A 23,465-nucleotide genomic window follows, 5' to 3' on the forward strand; every position below is an offset into this window, starting at 1 on the left:
TTCCACAGCTCGCACAGACGCCTCGCGCCGCTATATCGTCGACCGAGCTCAGCGGAACCTACGCATCTGCTGTGGGACCAGTGGTTCCGGCAAAGCCCGGAGGACTGTGCGCACTGCACGCTTGGCTTTCGGCCTGGCGGTCCACCATGCCCGGCGCGCCGCGAGCTCGGCTGTGGACATGGGGCTTCGGACCTTCACGCTCAGTCGGTCCAAAATGTCCTCTGGCACCAGCTCGTGCCCTACGTTGAATCGTTCCGCGAAGAGGATCACTCCCATCGTCTTGTCGGGGTAGCCCGCGAAGTGACAGATGAAAGCGTCCTTCAGGGAAGTGCTGTAGTGATGGGGCCGAGCGTTCAGCTCTCGGAACCCCACAACGCGAGTCCGATCCCAGAGCTCAGGTTCGCCGTATTTGAGTGCCCAGGTCATCACATCTTGGTCGCCGCCGGTGAAAGTTCCGTCAGCTTCCGAGTTCCATGCACGCTCCACCGTCGGAACATCCATGTCCCGCATCATGGTCAACAAGCGGTCAGCATCCGGTCCCCTGCGAAGGGCGAAGACACCCGTGTTGATGGTCGACCAGAACCCGTTGGGCTCCACCGGCCCCTCAGCGATCACCAAGAAGTCCCCGTCGGCCTCTGCCTGGCAGAAGAACTCGTGCAACGCGTTCGAATCGAAGTCCGTGAAGTAGCAGTCATCGTCCACCCAAACCACCCAGTCATAGCGGGGCAGGACGCGCTCTATGGCAGTGATCTTGTAGTAGAACTTGTTGACGATCCCTTCGCCGATCCCGCACTCCAGTCGGTAGTCAAGATCATGGGTCCGGGCATAGGCGGCGTGATTCACATAAGAGCGGTAGCGGATCTCGTCGCCGCCGGAGACGATGCAGATATCGGGCATGGAGATCCTCCGATAGACCTGTCAGACGAGCTTGTCAGCCGCCACTGTGGCCGATACTACGGGAGCCAGACCAGTGCAGACGCAGCCCTCCGGCAGTCGGGACCTTAGAGTGTTCAGGTGGCACATCTCCTCGGCGCTGAAGCCCTGCACCTCGAATACCCCACCCGCACCGTCTTCGACTCCGTGACCCTCGGAGTGGACGAGGGCGATCGGATCGGGATCGTCGGGCGCAACGGCGACGGCAAGTCCAGTCTCCTGGGCATGCTCGCCGGACGGGTGGAGCCTGATGGCGGCAGAGTGACCCGCCGAGGCGGAGTTCGGTTCGGCGTCCTGGACCAGACCGACACCCTCACCGACGAGCACACGGTGGGTCAAGCCGTCGTCGGGGACCGCGCGGAGCATGAATGGGCCGGTGACCCTCGGGTCCGGGATGTCATCGGCGGACTGGTCTCGGACATCCCCTGGGACGCCATGGTGAGCAGCCTCAGCGGCGGTCAACGCCGACGCGTGGCCCTGGCAGCGCTGCTGGTGGAGGACTGGGATCTCATCGCCCTGGACGAGCCCACGAACCACCTGGATGTGGAGGGCATCACCTGGCTGGCCGGACATCTGAACCGACGCTGGGCGGCCAACGCCGGCGGACTGCTCGTGGTCACGCACGACCGCTGGTTCCTGGACGCCGTGTGCACCACCACCTGGGAGGTGCACGATCGGATCGTCGAGCCCTTCGAAGGCGGCTATGCGGCCTATGTCCTGCAGCGCGTGGAGCGTGACCGGCAGGCCGCGGTGGTGGAGCAGAAGCGGCAGAACCTGATGAAGAAGGAGCTGGCCTGGCTGCGCCGCGGCGCTCCCGCGCGGACCTCCAAGCCGAAGTTCCGGATCGAGGCCGCCAACCAGCTGATCAGCGACGTCCCGCCCCCTCGCAACCCGCTGGAGCTCAAGCGCTTGGCCACAGCGCGCCTGGGCAAGGACGTCATCGACGTCCTGGACGCCTCGGTCGCCTTCCCCACTCCCGACGGCGGCTCGCGCACCATCCTGAAGGACGTCACCTGGCGCATCGCCCCAGCCGAGCGCACGGGGATCCTGGGTGCCAACGGAGCCGGCAAGTCCACCCTGCTGAATCTGGTGGCGGGACTGATCGAGCCCACGCAGGGCCGCGTCAAGCGCGGCAAGACGGTCAAGCTAGCGGTGCTGGACCAGCAGTTCTCCCAGCTGGCGGAGATCGAGGGCGACCGGGTGCGTGAGGTGCTGGCACGGCAGAAGACCACCGTGGAGGTGGAGGGCAAGGAGATGACGCCGGCCCAGCTGCTGGAGCGTCTGGGCTTCTCCCGGGAGCATCTCTCCGCCCGGGTCGGCGATCTCTCCGGTGGCCAGCGCAGGCGGCTGCAGCTGCTGCTGGTGCTGCTGGACGAGCCGAACGTGATGATCCTGGACGAGCCCACCAACGATCTGGACATCGAGATGCTCTCGGTGATGGAGGACCTGCTGGACTCCTGGCCCGGGACGCTGCTGGTGGTCTCCCACGACCGGTACCTGCTGGAGCGGGTGACGGACCAGCAGTACGCGGTGCTCAACGGCAGGGTCCAGCATCTGCCGGGAGGCGTGGACCAGTACCTGGACCTGGCGCACGCTGCTAATGCCGGAGCCGGAGCGGGAAACTCTCCGCTGGCGGCACAGGAGCCGTCCTCGGCCGCGGCGTCGGCATCGTCCGGGTCCGGCTCAGGGCTGAGCGGTGCGGAGCGCCGTGCCGCGCAAAAGGAGCTGACCGCCACCGAGCGCAGGATGGAGAAGCTGAGTTCCGAGGTCGAGCGGCTGCATGAGAGGATCGCCGCCCACGACCAGTCCGACTTCGAGGGCCTCGGTGTGATCACCCAGGAGTTGAACGCCGTGGAGGCTGAGCTCGCCGAACTCGAGGAACGCTGGCTGGAGCTCTCCGAACTCGTGGGGTGAGCCGCCAGGGACGGCCCGGAGGCAGGTCAGAGCAGACGGGCTCCGGGATACGGACCATGGACGGGCACTGCGGCGATCCCGGTGCGGTCTTGGATGCGTCCGGCCAGCTGCATGGAGTCCTCGGCCGACCGCGCCACGAACATGATCGTCGGCCCGGAGCCGGAGACCTGCCCGGCCAGGGCTCCCTCCTCTATGCCGATCTCGATCATCTCGGAGAGCCCTGGGATCAATGTGGTCGCCGGGACCTGGAGGTCGTTGGACATCAACAGGGCCACCGACTCTGCATGGCCTGACACCAGCGCCTGGATCAGCTCAGGTGAGACGTCCGGCGCGGCAGCGGGGGCGTCCAGCACACCGTCGGCCCGCAGCGTGTCCAGCGTCCCGTAGACCTGCGGCGTGGAGAGCCCCTGGGATGCGGGGACCAGGACCAGGTGGAGGGGTTCACGAGAGAGCAGGGGCGTGAGCTCGTCTCCCACGCCACGTCCCACGGCCGCACCGCCGGTCACGGCGAAGGGGACGTCCGCCCCCAGGGGTGCGCCGATGCGTGCCAGCTGGTCGCGCGAGAGGCCGGCATCCCACAGTCCTGCGCAGGCGGCCAGTGCCGCGGCGGCGTCGGCCGATCCGCCTCCCATGCCCCCAGCGACCGGGACCTGCTTGGTGATCTCCAGGTGGACGCCATGGTTCTCCTCGTCCAGTCCGAGGTGGTCGCGAAGCAGCCGGGCGGCCTTCACCGCCAGGTTGGACTGATCCAACGGGATCGTGTCCGGGTCGGAGAAGACGCTGGAGGCATCCGAGAGGGACACCGTGACCAGGCCGTCGTCGCGTGGTGTGGCCGTGACCTCTTCGACCATGGAGACGGCCAGGAACAGCGTGGCCACCGGATGGTAGCCGTCCTCTCGGGGTTCCCCCACGGCCAGCGAGAGATTGACCTTGCCCGGTGCCTGGGCGGTGGCATGTCCGAACAGCTGTGCTGACGACGTGAAGGTGCTCATGAGTCGCTCTCTCGTGACAGGTCCGGCACTCGATGCTGGGCGATGCGCGCGAAGTCCTCGATCCCCAGGACCTCACCACGAGCCTTGGGGTCCACCCCGGCCGCCACCAGGGCAGATTCAGCTTCTGCAGCCGACCCGGCCCATCCGGCCAGGGCGGCGCGGAGGGTCTTGCGCCGTTGGGCGAAGGCCGCGTCCACCACGGCGAACACCTCCTGACGTGAGGCGCTCGTGACGGGAGCTTCTCGCCGGGTGAAGGCCACCAGCCCGGAGTGGATCTTCGGGGCCGGCCAGAACACGTTCATGCCGATCGTTCCGGCCTTGCGGACCGTCGCGTACCAGGCCGCCTTGGCCGAGGGCACCCCGTAGGTCTTGGACCCCGGTGCAGCGGCCAGTCGATCGGCCACCTCCTCCTGGACCATCACCAGCCCGTGCCGCAGGGACGGCAGCTCCGCCAGCAGATGCAGCAGCACCGGCACGGCCACGTTGTACGGCAGGTTGGCCACCAACGCTGTGGGCGCACCGTCAGCCGTCTGGGGTCTCACCTCGGCGAGGTCCTGCTCAGACACGACCATCGCGTCTGCTGTCAGGACACTGAATCCGGACATGGCGTCAGGCCGGAACTCCCTGACCGTCTGCGGCAGGCGTTCGGCCGGGCCTGGATCGATCTCCACCGCCGTGACGGCTGCGGCGGCATCCAGCAGCCCCAGGGTCAGCGACCCCAGTCCCGGCCCCACCTCCAGCACGTGCTCGTCAGCGGAGAGGTCGGCTGCCGCCACGATGCGCCGGATGGTGTTGGGATCGATCACGTAGTTCTGCCCCAAGGTCTTGGTGGGACGCAGATCGATCTCGGCTGCGATGCGGCGGATGTCCGCCGCGCTCAGCAGGGGGGCAGGAGTCTCAGGCACGCCTGTCATCCTACGTGGGGGGACAGACGAGTCTGCGATGCCTCAGAACTCCCCGTACACCCGCGTGGTGTTCTCCATGATCTGTGCCGCCATCTCCTCAGCGGCCAGTCCACGCACCTCGGCCAGGTGCCGCAGCGTCAGCGGCATCAGGTATGGGGCGTTGGGCCGTCCTCGATGGGGGTGGGGTGTCAGGAAGGGCGCATCCGTCTCGACCAGGATCAGCTCCGGACGGGCCACTCTCAGCGCCTCGCGGAGCTCATCGTTGGCCTTGAAGGTCACCGGCCCGGCGAAGGACATGTACCACCCGTGCTCGTTGCAGATCCGGGCCAGCTCCGGCCCCCCGGAGAAGCAGTGGAACACCACGTGCTCGGGCAGCTCGGGGGCGGACAGCAGCAGCTCGACCACGTCATCGTGGGCGTCCCGGTCATGGATCTGCAGGGCCTTGCCCAGCCGCACGGCCAGATCCAGGTGCCAGCGGAAGGACTCCTTCTGCACGTCCACGCCCTCGGGGCCTGTCCGGAAGTAGTCCAGCCCGGTCTCCCCCACCGCACGCACACGCGGGTGGTCAGCCAGCCGCTCGATCTCCGCCAGCGCCTCCTCCAGCCCACCGCGCTCAGCCAGCCGGGCGGCGTCATTGGGGTGGATGGCGACCGCCCCGAGCAGGCGAGGCTCGGCCTCGATCGCCTCGATGGTGAACCTGGCCGCCTCCACATTGCAGCCCACCTGGACCGCTCCGATCACCCCGACGGCGGCGGCCGCGTCCATCGCCTGCGTCACCGTGACCTTCACCAAACCATCGCGGAAGTCCAGGTGAGTGTGGTTGTCGACCACGGGAACCGAGAGCGGCTCCGGGACAGGCGGGTACTCCAGGCGGCGACGGCGGCCTGACTTCTCCTCGGTGGCCGCGCGCTGAGGTCCGTCCTCGTCCGTAGACACGCCGTTGACCTCCGGCAGGTAGGCCGCCGGGACGGCTGAGTCGACGCGCTGGTGATCTGAAGTGCTCATGGTTTCCACTGTAGAACGGCGGCGATGCACCTATAGAGTGAACGGAACGCCCGCCCTCAGGAGGATCTGTGGACCACCCGCCCATCCAGCCCGGCACGGCGGCGTTCAGCGCCATCACCGCAGAGATCACGCGCGCCATGAACTCCGTGGTGGACGGCAAACAGGATGCTGGGCGCACCGCCCTGCGGGTGCTGCTGGCCGGTGGCCATCTGCTGATCGAGGACGTCCCCGGGGTGGGCAAGACCCTGCTGGCTCGGGCCCTGGCCAAGACGGTGGGCGGCTCGGTGAACCGCATCCAGTTCACTCCTGACCTGCTGCCGTCGGACGTCACCGGTGTCTCGGTGTTCCACCAGGAACGGCATGCCTTCGAGTTCAGGCCGGGACCGGTCTTCGCGCACATCGTCATCGGAGACGAGATCAATCGCGCGTCGGCCAAGACCCAGTCCGCTCTGCTCGAGTGCATGGAGGAGCACCAGGTGACCGTGGACGGGACCACCCACCGGCTGCAGGAGCCCTTCATGGTGGTGGCCACGCAGAACCCGGCTGAATCCGAGGGGACCTACCCCTTGCCGGAGGCCCAGCGTGACCGGTTCATGGCTCGCATCACCATGGGCTATCCGGACAGTGCAGCTGAAGTCGCCATGCTCAAGCACCACATGGATCCTCTGGCGGAGCACTCGCCCCTGCAGCTGCTCCGGCAGGTCACCTCTCCAGACCAGGTGCTCCGCATGGTGGAGGCCGTGGCTCGGGTGCACGTCTCTGATGCCGTGGCGCAGTATGTGGTGGCACTGGGCAGGGCCACTCGTGAGCACCCGGAGGTCCGCGTCGGTGCCAGTCCGCGTTCCCTGCTCCAGCTGCTGCGTGCGGCCAAGGCCGAGGCCGCCCTGTCTGAACGGGATTACGTCACCCCGGAGGACGTGGTCACGGTGTCGGTCTCGGTCCTGGCCCACCGGCTGATCCTGCAGCGGCGCAGCGGCGCCGACGAGGACCATGCCGAGAGGATCGTGGCCCAAGCCCTGCGCATGGTTCCGGCTCCCACCCCGAACGCCCAGCGTTGACGGTCAGCCCCGTTCGTCCATGACCGCCGCCTCGACTCCCCCCTCCGGTCTGTGGTCCAGACTGCGTGCCAGCGCCCCGCGTCCCACGCTGCGCGGCGCGGCGGTGGCCGCCGTCGGCCTTCTCCTGGTGATCGCAGGTCCAGTGCTGGGACGGCGTGAGGCTGTGTCCATCGGTCTCTTCCTCCTGACAGCCTCAGCGCTCTCCCTGATCCTGTTGGCGTTGCGCTCAGCACTGAGCCGCGAGGCGGCTCACCACCGTGTGCTGATCCCGGACTCGGCCGCCGTCGGTGAACGGGTCCAGGTCAGATTCCTCTCAGCCGGAGGAGAGCAGCACGAGGGCCTCTCCCCCGTCGATCAGCTTCCGCCAACGCTGACGCGAAGCTCGCAGCCGACCCGGCAGGCGGACGGCCCCGCGCCCGGGTACACCCTCACGGCCGGGCAGAGAGGCGTGTTCTCCGTGGGTCCGGCCACGGAACTGTGGAAGGGACCGCTGGGTCTGGCGCGCGGCCGCATCCTCCGTGCAGGCGTCTCACGGCTGAGGGTCCTGCCCCAGCTTCATGACGAGCAGGTCCTGGAAGAGCTGTTCCGCACCGGCCTGGGCGATGACCGATCGGCAGACCTGTTCGGTGTCCGCGGCTCGGCTGACGACCTGCTGGTGCGCGAGCACCGCCCCCGCGATCCGCTCTCTCGCATCCATTGGGGTGCCACCGCTCGGACCCGGCAGCTCATGGTCCGTCAGGAGGAGAGCACCGAGGACCCCCGGGCGGTGGTGGTCCTGGACCGCCGCGGGCGGTCCTACCCCCAGGGGCATCACACCGTGGACGCCGGGGACGGCACCAGCTGGATCACCGCTCCGCAGTTCGAAGAGGCTGTTCGACTGGCGGCCTCCCTCCACCACGTGTTGGAACGCTCCGGTCAGGACGTGACGCTGCTCGACCACGAAGGCACCGTCCTGTCCTCGGACCTGGCGGATGTGCAGCTGGCACCCAGCACCCGTGAGGCCTCATGGATGGAGCGTCTGCCGCGGGGCACCACCACGGTGTTCGCCGTCCTGGGAGCCGGAGCCGATGCCGACCTCCCCCACTTTCGGCACCTGCCGGGCGTCACCCAGCGCACCGCGCTGCTGATGGGGCCCTCGTCCGCTCTCGAAGGCTGGCACCAGGCTGGGTGGGCGACTGTGGATGCGTCCGAAGGTGCACGGTGACCGCGCTGCGCTGGGCCAGCTCCCTGAGCGGAGGTCTGTTCGTGGCCGTCATGGTCATCGCTGCCACGGCCTCGCTGGACCATGTCTTCTCCGACGCCTGGCTGCCCGGCGTGGCCTTCCCCACAGTGATCGCATTGATCGTGGCCGAGGTGGTGAGAGGACTGGGCGGACGGCTCTGGCTGCCCGTGCTGGCCGGTGCCGCCGCGGGGGCCGTGACCGCTGTCCGGACCTGGTGGTCGGGCACCCTCGCGGGTGATCTGATCCCCACCCGGGACACGGTCTCTGCACTGCTGGCTGATCTGGAGCGGACCCAGCACACCGTCCGGGTCGAGCAGAGTCCCATCGAGCCGCACCTGCACGTCTTGGCGATCCTGTCCTTGGTCGTCCTGCTCATCGCCCTGATCGTCGAGCTGATCGCCCTGGGTCTGCGCAGCCCTGCAGTGGCCGGGGTGCCCGCCCTGGGGATCATCGCTGCGGGGGCAGTCCTCTCCGGTGAGATGACGCCGTTGCCTGCTCTCCTCTTGGCCGCCGCGGCCTGGCTCGGCCTGCTCGTGGCCGGGGACCACGCCTCGTTGCACCGCAGCGTCTCCAGCCCAGCTTCGCGCGGGCAGCCCGAGGACACCGGGGCCCCCTTGGGCCCGCTTCCCCCACGCCCGCCGCTGCGCGACCGGCTCACCTCGTTGACCGGAGCCGTCCTGGCGGGGGTCACCGCCCTGGCCGTGCTCGCGATGGGAGCCACACAGCTGGCCCCGATCACCACAGGCCTGGCACCCGAGGGCCACCGATTCCTGATCCAGGACGGTCCCGTCGACCCAGCCTCCGATCTCGGCGAGGCCCTGCGCCAGGGGTCAGGCCCGGTGGGCATCGAGTACCGGTCCAGCACCGGTCTGGGTGTCTACCTGCGCACGGCGGTCATCCATGATGTCACCGCTTCCCAGTGGGTTCCCCGAGAGACCGCAGGTGGAATGCCGCCCAATGGCACGGTGTTCACTCCCAGCGGCAGGAATCTGCGGGGCATGGGTCCGACGGTCGGAATCCAGTACCCACCTGAGCTGGAGGAGGCCGTGATGCGCCCCTCGGAACAGTCAGTGGACCTCGCGTTGACGCAGTACCGGGGCTCCTGGCTTCCCCTGGCTGACCAGCCCGTCGGCCAGGCCGGCGTGCTGGCTGAGCAGGGCTGGGAATCGTACCCCCGCGCCTCCACGGTCCAGCGCATCTCGAACCCCGCCGTGGACGCCCAGTACCGGTCTCGGTACTGGACGCTGCCTCTGTCCGCAGAGGAGCTCTCCGAGCTCTCCGCGGGCTTCGGCATACCTCCCCCTGAGGCCTACATCGGGCTGGAGGCCCCCGACGAATCGGCGGTGGGAACGCTGGTCTCTGATCCAGAGCTGGAGGGCGGCGAGATCCACCGCCTCGCCCAGGAGATCGCCGCTGAGGCCACCAGCCCCATTGAGATCGGACAGCTGGTCCAAGAGCACTTCCAGTCCGGCACGTACCGGTACTCAGAGACCGCCCCGGTGGACGAGGGGTACGACGGCACCGGGATCGAGATCACCGAGCAGTTCCTGCAGGCCCAGTCCGGCTACTGCATCCACTTCGCCTCAGCCATGGCCCTGATGGCCCGCTCCCTCGACGTGCCGGCCCGCATTGTGGTCGGCTACGCGCCCACCGGCGCCGACGCTGACGGTGTGCACCGCGTGGAGGCCGGATCAGCACACGCCTGGCCGGAGCTGTACATCTACGGTCTGGGATGGGTCCCTTTCGAACCGACTCCCACCGTGGGACGCGCTCCCACCTACACCCAGTCCGACTCCGGGCCCGCGCCGGAGGTGGTGCCCACCCCTACATCGGCACCGGCCCCAGCCTCAGAGCCCACACCCACGCAGACCTCTGCCGCACTGGATCCAGGATCCGATGCCGGAGACACGCCTGAGCCCGGCGTCGACACCCGAGCGGTGCTCACGGTGCTGATCATCGTGATCGGTGTGGCCGCAGTCGCCCTCCTGGCCCTGGCCCCTCACCTGGTCAGATCACGACGACGGCGCCGCAGGCTGGGCAGGCCTGCCTCGCCCTTCGCGGTGGACCGGTCCGCGGTCATCGCCTCCTGGCAGGAGGTCGAGGACACGGCCCTGGACCTGGGATGGGCACGGCATGGCCACGAGTCCGAGGAGGCCTTCGCCCGCCGCGTGAGCCGGGATGTGGGATCGGCCATGGGTCCTGGGTCGCAGACAGATCTGCTGCACCAGTTGGCCGTGGCCGCGCAGTGGGCGCGTTATGCGTCCGTGGACTCGCCTGCTCCCCCGGCTGCCGATGACGCTTCCAGTCACGCGGCCGCCGTCGTGGACCTTCTGGAATCCTCTGCGGAGTCTGCGGCCAGGCGCCGGGCCTGGTGGTTGCCGAGGTCCCTGGTCCAGAGCTGAGATGCCACGGGCCCGGCCTCCACAGAGGAGACCGGGCCCGGTGCTCAGGGCGTCCGTGGACGCCGGGGGTTACTTCTTGGAGGCGTAGGGATCGGCGATGCCGATGTACTGCACGGTGGTGTACTCCTCGATGCCCTCAGCTCCACCTTCGCGCCCCAGACCGGACTGCTTCACTCCGCCGAAGGGGGCTGCGGCGTTGGAGATGACACCGGCGTTGAAGCCCACCATGCCGAACTCGATCTGTTCGGAGACCCGGAACATGCGGTTGACGTCGCGGGTGTAGAGGTAGGAGGCCAGGCCGTACTCGGAGGCGTTGGCCAGCTCGATGGCCTCATCCTCGGTGGAGAAGGTGGTCACGGGGGCCACCGGGCCGAAGATCTCCTGACCCAGGATCGGGCAGTCGTTGGCGACCTTGAGGACGGTCGGCTGGTAGAAGTACCCCTCGCCTTCCACCTTGTCGCCACCCGTGGCGACCTCGGCTCCGGCCTGCACAGCCTCGGTCACCAGGGAGTGGACGTCATCCCGGGCTCCGCCGTCGATCAGCGGGCCGACGTTGGCGTCGGACTCGGTGCCGCGTGCGGGCTTCAGGGCCTTCATGGCCTCGGCGAACTTGGCGGTGAACTCCTCGGCCACGGACTCGTGCACCAGGAAGCGGTTGGCCGCGGTGCATGCCTCGCCCATGTTCCGCATCTTGGCGGCCATGGCGCCCTCCACAGCGGCATCCAGGTCAGCGTCCTCGAACACCAGGAACGGTGCGTTGCCGCCCAGTTCCATGGAGGTGCGCAGGACGTTCTCTGCGGCGTCGGCCATCAACCGGCGACCCACGGGGGTGGATCCGGTGAAGGAGACCTTGCGCAGTCGACGGTCCTTCATCAGCGGCCCGGAGATGGCCGAGGCGGAGGAACCGGCCACCACGTTCAGCACGCCGGCGGGCAGACCGGCCTCCTGCATGACCTGAGCGAAGAGCAGGGAGGTCAGCGGGGTCAGCTTGGCCGGCTTGAGCACCATGGTGCAGCCAGCGGCCACTGCAGGGGCGACCTTGCGGGTGGCCATGGCCAGCGGGAAGTTCCACGGAGTGATCAGCAGGGCAGGGCCGACCGGCTTGTGCTGGACCAAGATCTTGTTCTTGCCCTCAGGGGTGGTCAGGTAGCGCCCGTAGTGACGCACCGTCTCCTCGGAGAACCAGCGCAGGAACTCAGCACCGTAGGTGACCTCGCCACGGGCCTCGGCCAGCGGCTTGCCCATCTCCAGGGTCATCAGCAGGGCGAAGTCATCGGCCCGCTCGATCACCAGGTCGAAGGCCCGGCGCAGGATCTCAGCACGCTCACGCGGAGCCGTCAGCGCCCAGTCCTTCTGCGCAGCGGCAGCGGCGTCCAGAGCGGCCATGGCGTCATCGGTGTTGGCATCCTGGATGCTCAACAGCACCTTGCCGGTGGCCGGGTCCTCCACATCCAAGGTCTTGCCGGAGGAGGCGTCACGCCACTCCCCGTTGATCAGCAGTCCGGTCGGGATGGACTTCAGCAGCTCCTGCTCGCGCTCAGCGGTGACAGTCATGGGGAACCTCTTTCCGGTCGGGTCGGTTCGTTCGATCTCAGCGTGGTTGCCAGCCGGACACACAAGTCTGCATGTCGATTCCAGATCAGATTACTGCTCAACGTAGGGGCCGTGGTGAGTCGTCGACAATGCGTCGACGCACGAACGTTTCCAGTCCCCGTTGTGCCGAGGCACAAGTTGGCACCCTCGGCCGGATAGGGACTGGACCAGGCATAAGGTGGCTCCATGCGAGTACTCGGCCTCTTCGACCATGCAGGCGTTCGCCGCGGCCAGAACCGGTTGCCTGCTGACCAACAGGTGTCAGCGCCCTACTGCGCGCAGTGGCTGATGGACGCCTGAATCGACCTCGACCCAGTGATGCCAGCCCGGTCAGCTGCGCACCGCAAAGTGCGGGACGTCATCGAGCACCGATCAGGTGTCGCGTGGGATCTGGCGGTGCGCGGTATCCGGCAGGCACGCCCTGCGGACGCCGTACTGGCGATTCTCGAAGACAAGGCCGTGGCGCCGAGCATTCTCAAACGCCGGCACCGGACTCCCTATGCACAGCTCCCCTTGGTGACCGTCTCGTGCTGGTGGGCGGAGGAGCTCGTCACCCGGCCCAACATCGACTGGATGAGACGCGACAGCTTCGCGGGGTATGTGGACAGCTGGTGGCCAGACCCTGAGGAACTGGCACGGACGATCCGGACTGCGGAGCCGCTGTCTCTCCGGGACCTCATCGTCAGAGATCACTCCCCTGAAGCGGTGGCCGATGCCTTCCTGCAGCTGGCCGATCAGATCCCACGCGTGCGCCGCCTCCGTGCCCGGGCAGTCCGGCGCGGCCCTCGGGTGCTGAGCTCCAGCCGCATTCCAGCTCTTCTGGCTGATCTCCGGCACGGTCGCCTCGACCGGGTGCTCCATGAGGTCACAGGCCCGCCCCGGGCTCCGTATTCACCTGGACTCGAGCCGAGTCCTCAGCCGCGGTCGGGGTGAGTGCCTCGGTCGGTCTCCCCTGGCTCGACGGTCTCACCCCTGCTTCCGTGCCTCCAGCACCGCGTTGTACAGCTCCTTCTTGTGGGCGCCCCGAGCCGCGGCCACCGTGGCCACCGCGTCCTTGAGCCGGGTGCCGGAGGCCACCAGCGTCTCCACGTCCTGGACCTGTCCGGCCACGTCCGTGTCCAGCTCGGCGGTGCGGCCAGCGGTGACGATCACGATCTCCCCGCGCACCTCCCCCGCCTCCGCCCACGCGGACAGCTCGACCAGGGTGCCGCGGCGGACCTCCTCGTACAGCTTGGTCAGCTCCCGGGCCACGCACGCCGGACGGTCCGCACCGAACGCTTCGCTCAGGGCGGCCAGCGATGACGCCAGGCGCCGCGGCGACTCGAAGAACACCAGCGTCCGCTCCTCCCGGGCCAGCTCCGTCAGCAGCCGCGAGCGCTCTCCGTCCTTGCGCGGCAGGAACCCCTCGAAGGCGAACCGGTCCGTGGGCAGGCCGGACAGGGCCAGCGCCGTGGTCACCGCGCTGGCCCCGGGCGCACACGTCACGGGCACCCCGGCCTCAGCGGCCGCACTGACCACGCGGTATCCCGGGTCCGAGACCAGCGGCATTCCGGCATCGGTCACGACGACGACCAGGTCGCCGGCACGTGCGGCCTCCAGCAGGTCCTGAGTGGACTCTCGCTCGTTGTGCTCGTGGTGGCTGACCACCTTCCCGGTGATCCGCACGCCGAGTCCCTGCGCCAGGTGGTGCGCCCGTCGAGTGTCCTCGGCGGCCACCACGTCCGCGGTGGCCAGCAGGGACTTGAGCCGATCGGTGGCGTCGGCAAGGTTCCCCAGCGGGGTGGCCGCCAGCACGATCTGTCCGCCGCCGTCAGGACGCTCCACGCTCTGTGCACTCATGCCCTTCATGCTGGCACAGCCCGTACCATGACAGGGTGCGCCCGCCCGAGACCTCCACCGTGCTGACCCCGGCCCAGGCGTACACCGAGACCACGCTGCGGCTCCGGCTGCTCGGCGAGCGCTTCCACCCCGGCCACTGGGGCTGGATCGTCCCCCTGGTGGTCACCGTGGTCGCGGGGGTGCTGCGGTTCACCCGACTGGACCACCCCGACTCCCTGATCTTCGACGAGACCTACTACGTCAAGGACGCCTTCACCCTCCTCCAGGCCGGATACGAGCTGAACTGGCCGGACGACGCCAATGAGGCCTTCGCCGCCGGAACCGCCTCCCCGGAGGACACCGCCGAGTACGTGGTCCACCCTCCCTTGGGCAAGTGGCTGATCGCGCTGGGCATGGCCGCCTTCGGGACCGACCACGGCTTCGGCTGGCGCTTCTCGGCGGCGCTGGCCGGCACCCTGTCCGTCCTGCTGACCGCCCTGATCGCCCAGCGGATGTTCCGCTCGGTGTTCCTGGGCGGTGTGGCCGGGATCCAGCTGGCCGTGGAGGGCCACCACCTGGTGCTCTCCCGCACCGGTCTGCTGGACATCTTCCTCTCCTTCTTCGTCCTCGCCGCGTTCGGTGCGCTGCTGATGGACCGGCACCACGGCCGATCCCACCTGGCCGCACGCCTGGCCGCCGCGGCCGAGCGCGAAGGCGGGGTGCCGTCGTCGGGAATGCTGGCCTGGGGCCCCTGGCTGGGATGGCGACCCTGGCGCCTGCTGGCCGGGGTCCTGCTGGGAGCCGCCTGCGGCGTGAAGCTCTCCGGGCTGGCGTTCATGGCCGTGTTCGGGCTGATGACCGTGCTGTGGGACATGAACGCGCGCCGTGTGGCCGGGATCCGGAACTGGCTGGCCGCTGGGGTGGTCAAGGACGGGCTGTTCGCGTTCGTGGCGGTCGTGGTGGTGGGCGCCATGGCCTATCTGGCCACCTGGACCGGCTGGCTGCTCACCCAGGGCGGCTACAACCGCCAGTGGCACACCACCCACCCGCCGCAGCAGTGGTGGGAACACCTGGTCCCCGGGCCGTTGCGCTCCCTGGCCGACTACCACCTGCAGTCCACGAGATTCCACGGCGGCCTGGCCAGCCCCCACGACTACGCCTCCAACGCCTGGACCTGGCCCTTCATGGGCCGGCCCACCTCCTTCTACTACGAAGGGCACGACGACGGCTCCGGCACCTGCGGGGCGACGACCTGTTCCGAGGCCATCACCGACCTGGCCAACCCGATCATCTGGTGGGCCGGACTGCTGGCGTTCCTGGTGCTCGTGCTGGTGTGGCTGGGCCGACGCGACTGGCGGGCCGGTGCGCTGCTGGGCGCCTACGCCGCCGGACAGCTGGTGTGGTCCCTCTGGCCGGACCGCACCATGTTCTTCTTCTACACCGTGGCCTACGCCCCGTTCCTGGTGCTGGCCGTGACCATGGTGCTCGGGCTGCTGATGCGCCTGGGCGGAGAGCCGATGCGCCGGCGCAACACCGTGCTGGTGCTGCTGTTCGTGGCCGGTGCCGTGGCCCTGAGCGCGTTCTTCATGCCGGTGTGGACCGGTGAAAAGATCCCCTATGAACACTGGCGCATGCGGATGTGGATGAACAGCTGGATCTGAGCGGGGCGATACGCTGGAGACCGAGCACCCCACCGCCAGACCAGCGCAGTGCACTGCGTGGAGAGTTGAGCCCGTTCCATGAAGGAAACCAGCACCGAGCAGGCGGCGCAGCTGCCAGCAGACTCGAACATCACCGACCTGGTCCTGCAGGCAGCTGCTGCAGATCCGCACGCCGCCGCCTATGCGGTGCGCAACGGCGCCGGCGGCTGGCTGGACGTGTCCTACACGGCGTTCCTGGACCAGGTGCGCGCGGTGGCCAAGGGGCTGATCGCCCACGGCGTGACCCCGCACTCGCGCGTGGGCATCATGGCACCCACCAGCTATGAATGGGCGGTGATCGACCAGGCCATCTGGTTCGCCGGGGCCGTCTCCGTGCCGATCTACGAGACCTCCTCTCCCCACCAGGTTCAGCACGTGCTCACCGACTCCCAGACGCGGGTGGTCTTCACCTCCGCCGAGAAGCAGTCCACCGCCGTGCGCAGGGCCGCCGAGGCCATGGGCGCAGACGGTGAGGGCGTGACGGTGGTCCCCCTGACCGCGGACGGCCTGGCGGAGCTGGTGCAATACGGCGAGCAGGTCAGCGACGAGCAGCTCGAGGCCGCGCGCAGCACCCCGGTGCTGTCCGACACCGCCTCCCTGGTCTACACCTCCGGGACCACCGGACGGCCCAAGGGCACCCGGATCACCCACGGCAACTTCGCCGAGGGAGCGGTCAACATCCTGCCGTTCGCCTCCGAGATCGTGGGCATGGAGGACTCCCGCACCCTGATGTTCCTTCCTCTGGCCCACGTGCTCGCCCACGCCGTCCAGGTGATCTGCCTGATCGGACGCATCCAGATCGCCCACGCCTCGGACCTGAAGACCCTGACCGCAGACCTGGCCTCCTTCCACCCCACCTGGTTGCTGGCCGTGCCACGCGTATTCGAGAAGCTGGACGCCGGGGCCCTGCAGAACGCACGGGAGGGCGGCAAGGAGAAGATCTTCACCGCGGCCCGCACCACCGCCATCCAGTACTCGCAGGCCCTGGACGCCCAGGCCCGCGGCGAGGGGTCCGGACCCGGCCTGGCCCTGCGCGCCAAGCACGCGCTGTTCGACACGCTCGTCTACCCCAAGATCCGGGGCATCCTGGGCGGCAGCGCCCGGTTCACCGTCTCCGGTGCGAGCCCGCTGAACCCTGAGCTGGCGCATTTCTTCCGCGGCGCCGGGCTGGGCATGCAGGAGGGCTACGGTCTGACCGAGACCACCGCACCGGCCACCCTGAACATCCCCGGCATGACCCGGGTGGGCTCCGTGGGCCTGCCGATCCCCGGCACCACGGTGCGGATCGCCGATGACGGCGAGGTCTGGGTCAAGGGGATCACCGTGTTCTCCGGGTACCACAACCTGCCCGAGGAGACCGAGGCCTCGTTCGAGGACGGCTACTTCAAGACCGGTGACATCGGGGAGCTGGACGAAGACGGCTTCCTGTACATCACCGGCCGCAAGAAGGAGGTCATCGTCACTGCCGGCGGCAAGAACGTGTACCCCACCCCCCTGGAGGAGACCATCCGGTCCTCGTCCGTGGTGTCTCAGGTGGTCGTCGTCGGGGACAACCGCCCGTTCGTGGGCGCCTTGGTGACCCTGGACCCGGACGGACTGGCCACCTGGTGCCGCAACTGCGGACGCGAAGAGCTCACCCTGGACCAGGCGGCCCAGGACGAGGAGGTCCGCGCGGAGGTGCAGAAGTCCGTGGACGCCGCCAACGAGCACGTCTCCCAGGCGGAGTCCGTCCGCAAGTTCGTCATCCTGGACAGCGAGCTGACCGAGGAGTCCGGTCACCTCACCCCGTCCCTGAAGCTGCAGCGCAAGAAGGTCATGGACGACCACGCGGCCGCCGTGGAGGAGCTCTACCGGCGCTGAGGTCAGGCCTGAAGGAACAGAAGAGGCCGCGGCATGCAATGCATGCCACGGCCTCTTTATTTCGGAAGCTGGGAACCCTTACTCCGCGGCCTCAGCCCAGTACGCCCGGCGGCGGACCAGGTCGTTCTGGGCCTCGCGGGAGTCGATCCGGCGGCGGCGGGTGGGCCACGTCGCGATCAGGGTGATCAGCGCGGTCAGCACCACAATCCCGGCCACAGCTATCCCGGCGTCGATCCAGAACTGGTTCGGGTACAGGCGGATCAGCGTGTCTGAGGCGGCGAAGGTCCAGGTGCCGTCCGCGAAGAACAGCGAGTGGAAGCCCGCGAAGAATGCCTGCCAGCCCAGCACGGCCAGCACCGCCACGGCGATCATCAGCACCAGCAGCCACAGCGAGCCAGCGAACAACGCCCGCCGGATCCCGCCCTTGGCGTTGCGCGCCAGCGAGACCATGAACAGCACACACAGCACCGCCAGGACCAACCCCACAGCCATGGTCACCAGCATGACGACCTTCACGTCGGTCATGTGAGCGACCTCAGAGGGGGTGAACAGAGGGCTTCCGTCGGCCTGCAGCTCCGCCAGGTAGCGAGAGGGGGCCGCATTGAACAGGTAGTCCATCCCGTAGGAGCCGTAGGTCACCCGGTCCTGAGTGGAGAACCCGTACGAATCTGCCGGGAAGCCGGGACGGTGGTACTCCAGCCACAGGAACACCGGCGAGGCCACCAGGCGCACCGCGCCGATCAGCAGCACGATCGGCGCGAAGATCGCCAGCAGCACCTGCAGCACCCGCGGACCCGCGGGGGTGCCTTCCAGGGCCTCGTCCCGAGCGGCGGCGCGGGCCTCAGCATCGCGGAATTCCCGACGACGGTCCTCACGGCCCCAGCCCGCCGCGGCGGTCCCAGCCCCCACAGCGGTGGCCCCGGCCAGTCCTGCGCTTGCCCCGACGGGGGTGGGCTCGTCCTGCAGGAACCTTGGGGTCTCCTGCTCCGCGTTCCGCTCGTCTCCGGCCACCATGGCGTCCAGTTCGGAGCGGTCCAGTGCCGTGGTGGAATGGGTGCCGTCATCAGGACGGTGAATGGTCTCCGTAGGGTTCTCCCCCACTGAGTCTGTCGCGTCGTCCTCGACGTAGGCGCCGTAGTCGAGGCCTGATTCGAACTCGGGGGAGTCAGCCGGCCGCTCGTGCGAACCGTGGTCCTCGGGGGTGTTCCGTGTCATGGGCCTGCCTCTGTGCAGAAGGGGACATCGTCGCCTCGACCCTACTGCGCAGACCTCTCTCGGTCAGAGTGCCCCACCGTCCAGACGCCAACGGCGGCCCCCGCAGGAGCCGCCGCTGGCCTGAACGTGAGCGTGATGCTGTGTCAGCAGTCGCAGGGCACGTTCATGCTCAGGCCGGAGATGTTGATGGCCTGCAGGCCCTTGCGGCCATCGCCATTGGTGTACTGCATGGACAGGGATCCGGACTGGATGCTGTCGAACACGAACACGTCCTGGTACGCGGTGTAGGAGTTCATGTTGCCACCCGAGCGGCGGAACGGATCAGCGTAGGTGCCGGTACCGGTGCCAGCGTCGTTCACCGACGGGATGATGGTGCTGGGAGCGATGTTGAATCCGACCTGATCCCAGTAGTTGCCGCGGTAGCGAATGTCGTCGTAGGACATGTTCAACACGCTGGAGATGTCCGCAATGGTCATCCGGAAATCGGTGACCGGCACGGGGGCACCGGTGGTGGCGTTGGTGAAGCTGAACGTCAAGGTCTGCGAGGAGGCCACCGCATCATTGGTGTAGGCGTACCGGTTAAACAGGGATCCTCCGGTGGCACAGTGGCAACTGGTGTTCTGCAGGATCAGTCCTGTCCAGTTCATGTTGTAGTTCGCGTAGCTGCAAGAATCGCGGGCGGCGAGGTTCCGCGCAGTGCTGCCGATGGTCATGTTCTTGTCCGTCACGCATCCGCTGATCTGGGTGGAGATGGTGATCCGGACAGCACAGTCGCCGCCGGCAGACGACGTGGTAAGCACCTGGGTGCCGCTGGTGGCGTTGGGCGTCAGCGTGACGGGCGCGATGCACTGCGGACCGGATGCGGCGTAGGACGGTGCGGCCGAGGCCAGCGCCACGGCCGGCACGCTCCACGCGACACCCTTGGCCAGCGTCCGGCGCGAGATGGATTCAGACATGGTGAGAAGCCCCCTGCAGGATGTGAGACGTGGACGAAATCTGTCCAAGGAAAGGCATAACCGCACAAAACCCCTCGTCAAGCTCGAGTCGCTGCATTGATTGCGGACTCAAGTGTTGATGATTGCACCATCTCGCCGCTTCACCTGGAACACGTGCCGTTTCTCATTCCTGGGCGACTATGCAGCGATGCGCGTGGCCCCGGCGTCGTGGGATTCGAGGTCGCCGGTGGCCCCGGCCGCCACCGCACGCCGCCCCAGCATCAACGTGTACGCCCAGTACCCGGCGAGGACCAGCAGGCCGATGCCCAACCTGACCGGGTGCGGCAGGCTCGAGGGGGTCACGAAGGCCTCCACCACCCCGGAGACCGCCAACACCAGGATGAGTCCCCCAGCAACGGTGACCAACGCCCGCCCCTCGGCGGCAACGGCGTCCAGGCGGGGCCGCCGGCCAGGAGCCACCCAGGCCCAGAAGATCCGCAGCCCGGCCGCTCCGGCGATGAAGATGGCCGTCAGCTCCATGAAACCGTGCGGCAGGATGTACAGGAAGAAGGTGTCCAACTCGCCCTGGGAGGCCATCACTCCCCCGGCGATCCCCACCGCCTCGGCGTTGACGAACAGCACATAGGGCACGAAGAACCCGGTGATCCCGAATGCCACCTCCTGGGCTGCGATCCAGGCGTTGTTCGTCCACACCTGCCCCGCGAACGAGGCCGCAGGGTTCTCCGAGTAGTACCCGGTGAACCTCTCCTCCACGTACTCACGGATCTGGGCTTCACTGCCCAACGACGCCAGCACGCCGGGCTGGCCGACCACCCACCAGCCGAACGCGGTGCCCACCAGGCAGAACAGCACCCCCAAGACCACCGTCAGCCACCGGATCCGGTAGAACGCGGCGGGCAACTGCTCCAGGAAGTACCGGGACAGGGCGGCGGAGACGTTCACCGGGGCACCGGTGATGCGGGTGCGTGCGCGAGCGATGGTCATGGACAGCCCCGCCGAGGTGGGACCGTCAGGGTCCTGGGTCTGCACCACAGACAGGTGGACGGAGGCGATCCCGTAGAGCTCGAGCAGCTCATCGGCCTCGTCCGCCTGGAGTCGGCGGCGCCGGCTCAGGGCATCCAGACGCTCCCACAGGGGGCGGTGCACAGCGGCATAGGCATCCAGGTCCACGCCCTCAGCGTAGTGGGTCCGGTCCGACCCCTAGGATGACTGGCATGAGCGTCCACAGCATGGTCACCGGGGAGGCCGTGGTCCTGAACCTGCGGCCGGCACCGTTGGTGATGCGCGCGGTAGCGGCCCTGATCGACGCCATCGTCCTGGTGATCGCCCTGTTCGTGCTGCTGCTCTACCTGGTGGGTCCTGCCCTGGACCGGATGGATCCTGCGGCAGCCCAGGCCACGCTGCTGAGCCTCGTGATCGCCGTGCTGGTGGGAGCGCCACTGCTCTGGGAGACGTTCAGCCACGGCCGCTCGCTGGGCAAGCTCGCGCTCGGGCTGCAGGTGATGAGGGACGACGGCGGAGCGATCCAGTTCCGTCACGCCGCCCTGCGCGCCCTCACCGGGTTCCTAGAGCTGTGGATGACCGCCAGCGCACTCGCCCTGCTGGTGAGCATGTTCAACGCCCGGGGCAAGCGCCTGGGAGACATGGCCGCCGGCACCACGGTGCTGCTGGTCCGCCAGAGCCGGCGCCGTCCCGAGCTGCCGCCCCTGCCCGAACGACTCGGCCCGTGGTCTCAGGTCGCCGACCTCGGCCGACTGCCGGATGACCTGGCCCTGACCGTCACCCGCTTCCTGCGCCAGGCACCCCAGATGACCCCAGCGCACCGGGAGATGACAGCGCAGCGTCTGGTGGCCGCCGTCGGGCCCTATGTCACGCCCGGCCCGCCGCCGGGGATCCACCCCGAGGAGTTCCTGGTGGGGGTGATCGCCGAACGGCGGGACCGGGACCATCAGATCCTGCTGGCACGGCGGGAACGGTCCGAACGGGCCGCCGAACGGATCCGTTCCCTGCAGCTCTAGGGATCAGTACCGGTAGTGGTCCGGCTTGTACGGCCCGGCCACATCCACACCCAGGTACTCGGCCTGTTCCTTGGACAGCTCCGTCAGGCGCACGCCCAACGCGTCCAGGTGCAGCCGGGCGACCTTCTCGTCCAGCACCTTGGGCAGGGTGTACACCTGCTTCTCATAGGTCTGTCCGGTCAGCGCACCGGTGCCCTGCTCGCCGTCCTGCCCGCGCACGCCGAACAGCTCGATCTGCGCCATCACCTGATTGGTGAAGGAGGCGCTCATCACGAAGGACGGGTGCCCGGTGGCGTTGCCCAGGTTCAGCAGACGGCCCTCGGAGAGCACGATGATCGACCGCTCGGACTCCTGCCCGGCATCGAACACCCACTCGTGCACCTGCGGCTTGATCTCCACCTTCTGCACGTCCGGGATCCGGCCCAGGCCGGCGATGTCGATCTCGTTGTCGAAGTGGCCCACATTGCCCACAATGGCCTTGTCCTTCATGGCGACCATGTCCTGGGCCATGATGATGTCCTTGCCACCGGTGGTGGTGATGAAGATGTCACCGACCGAGAGCACGTCCTGCAGCTCGGCCACCTGGTAGCCGTCCATGGCGGCCTGCAGCGCGCAGATCGGGTCGATCTCGGTCACGATCACCCGGGCGCCCTGGCCGCGCAGCGCCTCAGCGGCACCCTTGCCCACGTCCCCGTAGCCGCACACCACCGCGACCTTGCCGCCGATCAGCACGTCCGTGGCGCGCATGATGCCGTCCGGCAGGGAGTGGCGGATACCGTACTTGTTGTCGAACTTGGACTTGGTGACGGCGTCGTTGACGTTGACCGCCGGGAAGAGCAGCTGCCCAGCCTCGGCCAGCTGGTAGAGACGGTGCACACCCGTGGTGGTCTCCTCCGAGACGCCCTGGATGGACTCGGCGATCCGGGTGAAGTGCTGCGGACGCTCGGCCAGGGAGCGGCGCAGGGTGTCCAGGATGATCCGGTACTCCTCCGGGTCCTCCTCCGTGGCCGAGGGCACGGCGCCGGCCGCCTCGAACTCCACGCCCTTGTGCACCAGCAGGGTCGCATCCCCGCCGTCGTCCAGGATCATGGTGGGGGCGGTCTCCGGACCCCAGTCCAGGATCTGCGAGGCCGTCCACCAGTAGTCCGGCAGGGTCTCGTTCTTCCACGCGAACACGGGCACGCCGGCCGGGTTCTCCGGGGTGCCTTCTCCCACGACGACGGCCGCCGCGGCTTCGTCCTGCGTGGAGAAGATGTTGCAGGAAGCCCAGCGGACCTCGGCACCCAGTGCGGTCAGGGTCTCGATCAGCACCGCCGTCTGCACGGTCATGTGCAGCGACCCGGCGATGCGCGCGCCCTTCAGCGGCTGGGAGGCTCCGTACTCCTCCCGCAGGGACATCAGCCCGGGCATCTCGTGCTCGGCCAGGCGGATCTGATGGCGTCCGGCCTCGGCCAGGGACAGGTCCTTCACCGCGAAGTCGAAGGCGGCCCCGGGGACGGTCACCCGGTTGGCGTAGGCCGGGTCCGTGGCGGGGGTGGTCTGCTGGTTCTGCTGCGCAGCGGGCGTGGCGGTGTCAGGGGTTCCTGCGGGGTTCTGGGTCATCCCCCCAGCGTAGTCGTCAAGCCCCTGTCGGCTCACGCCGGGCTACGCCTCGGGACGTGAGTCCGGTCCTCCGCCGCCTGATCCCAGTCGCCTGCGCCCGCGTCCTGCACAGGTGACCGGTTGGATGTTCTTCTCCCCGTTCCCGTGATGTGGTCCTTATCGTGTCCGTGCCGCGTGGTCGAATATATGTACGAGGACGGCGGGGTTCTTGGGAGATCGGCAGTGAGTCACCGGGGAGGAGGTGGATCGGATGGCAGTCACCGTGGACGAGG

17 protein-coding genes are annotated in these 23,465 nt (G+C 68.4%); 7 read left to right on the plus strand and 10 right to left on the minus strand.

The genetic code is table 11. The features are described 5' to 3' along the window. Positions 1-48: 48 nt before the first annotated feature. Positions 49-897 carry a hypothetical protein gene (locus ACEXHE_RS11970; protein WP_374785949.1) on the minus strand — a complete coding sequence of 283 codons (849 nt, stop codon included), beginning with the start codon at positions 895-897 and terminating at the stop codon, positions 49-51. Positions 898-1,014: 117 nt separating this feature from the next. Between ACEXHE_RS11970 and ACEXHE_RS11975 the strand changes: the two genes are divergently transcribed. Beyond that, positions 1,015-2,847 (plus strand): ABC-F family ATP-binding cassette domain-containing protein, encoded by a 1,833-nt coding sequence (locus ACEXHE_RS11975; protein WP_374785950.1) that lies wholly within the window; start codon positions 1,015-1,017, stop codon positions 2,845-2,847. 26 nt (positions 2,848-2,873) lie between these two features. Here the strand turns inward: ACEXHE_RS11975 and ACEXHE_RS11980 are convergent, their stop codons facing one another. The 3 genes from ACEXHE_RS11980 to ACEXHE_RS11990 are packed head-to-tail and all read right to left on the minus strand — an operon-like array spanning position 2,874 to position 5,749. Beyond that, a complete protein-coding gene (locus tag ACEXHE_RS11980) occupies positions 2,874-3,839 on the minus strand; it encodes a 4-(cytidine 5'-diphospho)-2-C-methyl-D-erythritol kinase (protein ID WP_374785951.1) in 966 nt (321 codons plus the stop codon). After that, positions 3,836-4,744 (minus strand): 16S rRNA (adenine(1518)-N(6)/adenine(1519)-N(6))-dimethyltransferase RsmA, encoded by a 909-nt coding sequence (gene rsmA, locus ACEXHE_RS11985; RefSeq protein WP_374785952.1) that lies wholly within the window; start codon positions 4,742-4,744, stop codon positions 3,836-3,838. Before rsmA ends, ACEXHE_RS11980 begins: the two co-directional genes overlap by 4 nt. 42 nt (positions 4,745-4,786) lie before the next feature. Further along, on the minus strand, positions 4,787-5,749 hold the full coding sequence (locus ACEXHE_RS11990) for a TatD family hydrolase (protein WP_374785953.1): 963 nt from the start codon (positions 5,747-5,749) through the stop codon (positions 4,787-4,789). Positions 5,750-5,886: 137 nt separating this feature from the next. Between ACEXHE_RS11990 and ACEXHE_RS11995 the strand changes: the two genes are divergently transcribed. Genes ACEXHE_RS11995 through ACEXHE_RS12005 form a run of 3 tightly spaced genes read left to right on the plus strand, consistent with a single transcriptional unit; the run spans position 5,887 to position 10,431 of the window. Then, positions 5,887-6,807, plus strand: a complete 921-nt coding sequence (locus ACEXHE_RS11995) for an AAA family ATPase (protein ID WP_374785966.1) — start codon at positions 5,887-5,889, stop codon at positions 6,805-6,807. A gap of 19 nt (positions 6,808-6,826) precedes the next feature. After that, positions 6,827-8,011, plus strand: coding sequence for a DUF58 domain-containing protein (locus ACEXHE_RS12000; RefSeq protein WP_374785954.1), 1,185 nt, complete (start codon positions 6,827-6,829; stop codon positions 8,009-8,011). Beyond that, a complete protein-coding gene (locus ACEXHE_RS12005) occupies positions 8,008-10,431 on the plus strand; it encodes a transglutaminaseTgpA domain-containing protein (protein WP_374785955.1) in 2,424 nt (807 codons plus the stop codon). Before ACEXHE_RS12000 ends, ACEXHE_RS12005 begins: the two co-directional genes overlap by 4 nt. A 69-nt stretch (positions 10,432-10,500) precedes the next feature. Here the strand turns inward: ACEXHE_RS12005 and ACEXHE_RS12010 are convergent, their stop codons facing one another. Together ACEXHE_RS12010 and rsmI are read right to left on the minus strand one after the other, a co-directional pair. Next, positions 10,501-11,985 carry an NAD-dependent succinate-semialdehyde dehydrogenase gene (locus tag ACEXHE_RS12010; RefSeq protein ID WP_374785956.1) on the minus strand — a complete coding sequence of 495 codons (1,485 nt, stop codon included), beginning with the start codon at positions 11,983-11,985 and terminating at the stop codon, positions 10,501-10,503. A gap of 1,005 nt (positions 11,986-12,990) precedes the next feature. After that, positions 12,991-13,863: a 16S rRNA (cytidine(1402)-2'-O)-methyltransferase gene (gene rsmI, locus ACEXHE_RS12015; RefSeq protein ID WP_374785957.1), complete on the minus strand. Its 873-nt coding sequence runs from the start codon at positions 13,861-13,863 to the stop codon at positions 12,991-12,993. 35 nt (positions 13,864-13,898) lie between these two features. On the opposite strand from rsmI, the gene ACEXHE_RS12020 reads away from it, so the two are divergent. Continuing rightward, entirely contained in the window at positions 13,899-15,503 is a 1,605-nt protein-coding gene (locus ACEXHE_RS12020) for a dolichyl-phosphate-mannose--protein mannosyltransferase (protein ID WP_374785958.1), read from the plus strand. A 78-nt stretch (positions 15,504-15,581) separates the two neighbouring features. Then, entirely contained in the window at positions 15,582-17,402 is a 1,821-nt protein-coding gene (locus ACEXHE_RS12025; protein ID WP_374785959.1) for an AMP-dependent synthetase/ligase, read from the plus strand. 78 nt (positions 17,403-17,480) lie between these two features. Here the strand turns inward: ACEXHE_RS12025 and ACEXHE_RS12030 are convergent, their stop codons facing one another. The 3 genes from ACEXHE_RS12030 to ACEXHE_RS12040 form a co-directional block, all read right to left on the minus strand. Then, entirely contained in the window at positions 17,481-18,617 is a 1,137-nt protein-coding gene (locus ACEXHE_RS12030) for a TIGR01906 family membrane protein (RefSeq protein ID WP_374785960.1), read from the minus strand. A gap of 143 nt (positions 18,618-18,760) precedes the next feature. Next, positions 18,761-19,573, minus strand: coding sequence for a hypothetical protein (locus ACEXHE_RS12035; protein ID WP_374785961.1), 813 nt, complete (start codon positions 19,571-19,573; stop codon positions 18,761-18,763). A gap of 177 nt (positions 19,574-19,750) precedes the next feature. Continuing rightward, complete coding sequence (locus tag ACEXHE_RS12040) at positions 19,751-20,743, minus strand: stage II sporulation protein M (RefSeq protein ID WP_374785962.1); 993 nt, start codon at positions 20,741-20,743, stop codon at positions 19,751-19,753. Positions 20,744-20,787: 44 nt separating this feature from the next. On the opposite strand from ACEXHE_RS12040, the gene ACEXHE_RS12045 reads away from it, so the two are divergent. Next, a complete protein-coding gene (locus tag ACEXHE_RS12045; RefSeq protein WP_374785963.1) occupies positions 20,788-21,591 on the plus strand; it encodes an RDD family protein in 804 nt (267 codons plus the stop codon). A gap of 3 nt (positions 21,592-21,594) precedes the next feature. On the opposite strand, the gene ahcY is transcribed toward ACEXHE_RS12045, so the two are convergent. After that, a complete protein-coding gene (ahcY, locus tag ACEXHE_RS12050; protein WP_374785964.1) occupies positions 21,595-23,193 on the minus strand; it encodes an adenosylhomocysteinase in 1,599 nt (532 codons plus the stop codon). Between the last annotated feature and the right edge of the window lie 272 nt (positions 23,194-23,465).

The sequence above is a fragment of the Micrococcus sp. IITD107 genome (assembly GCF_041927415.1).
GTDB classification, from domain to species: Bacteria; Actinomycetota; Actinomycetes; order Actinomycetales; family Micrococcaceae; genus Citricoccus; species Citricoccus terreus.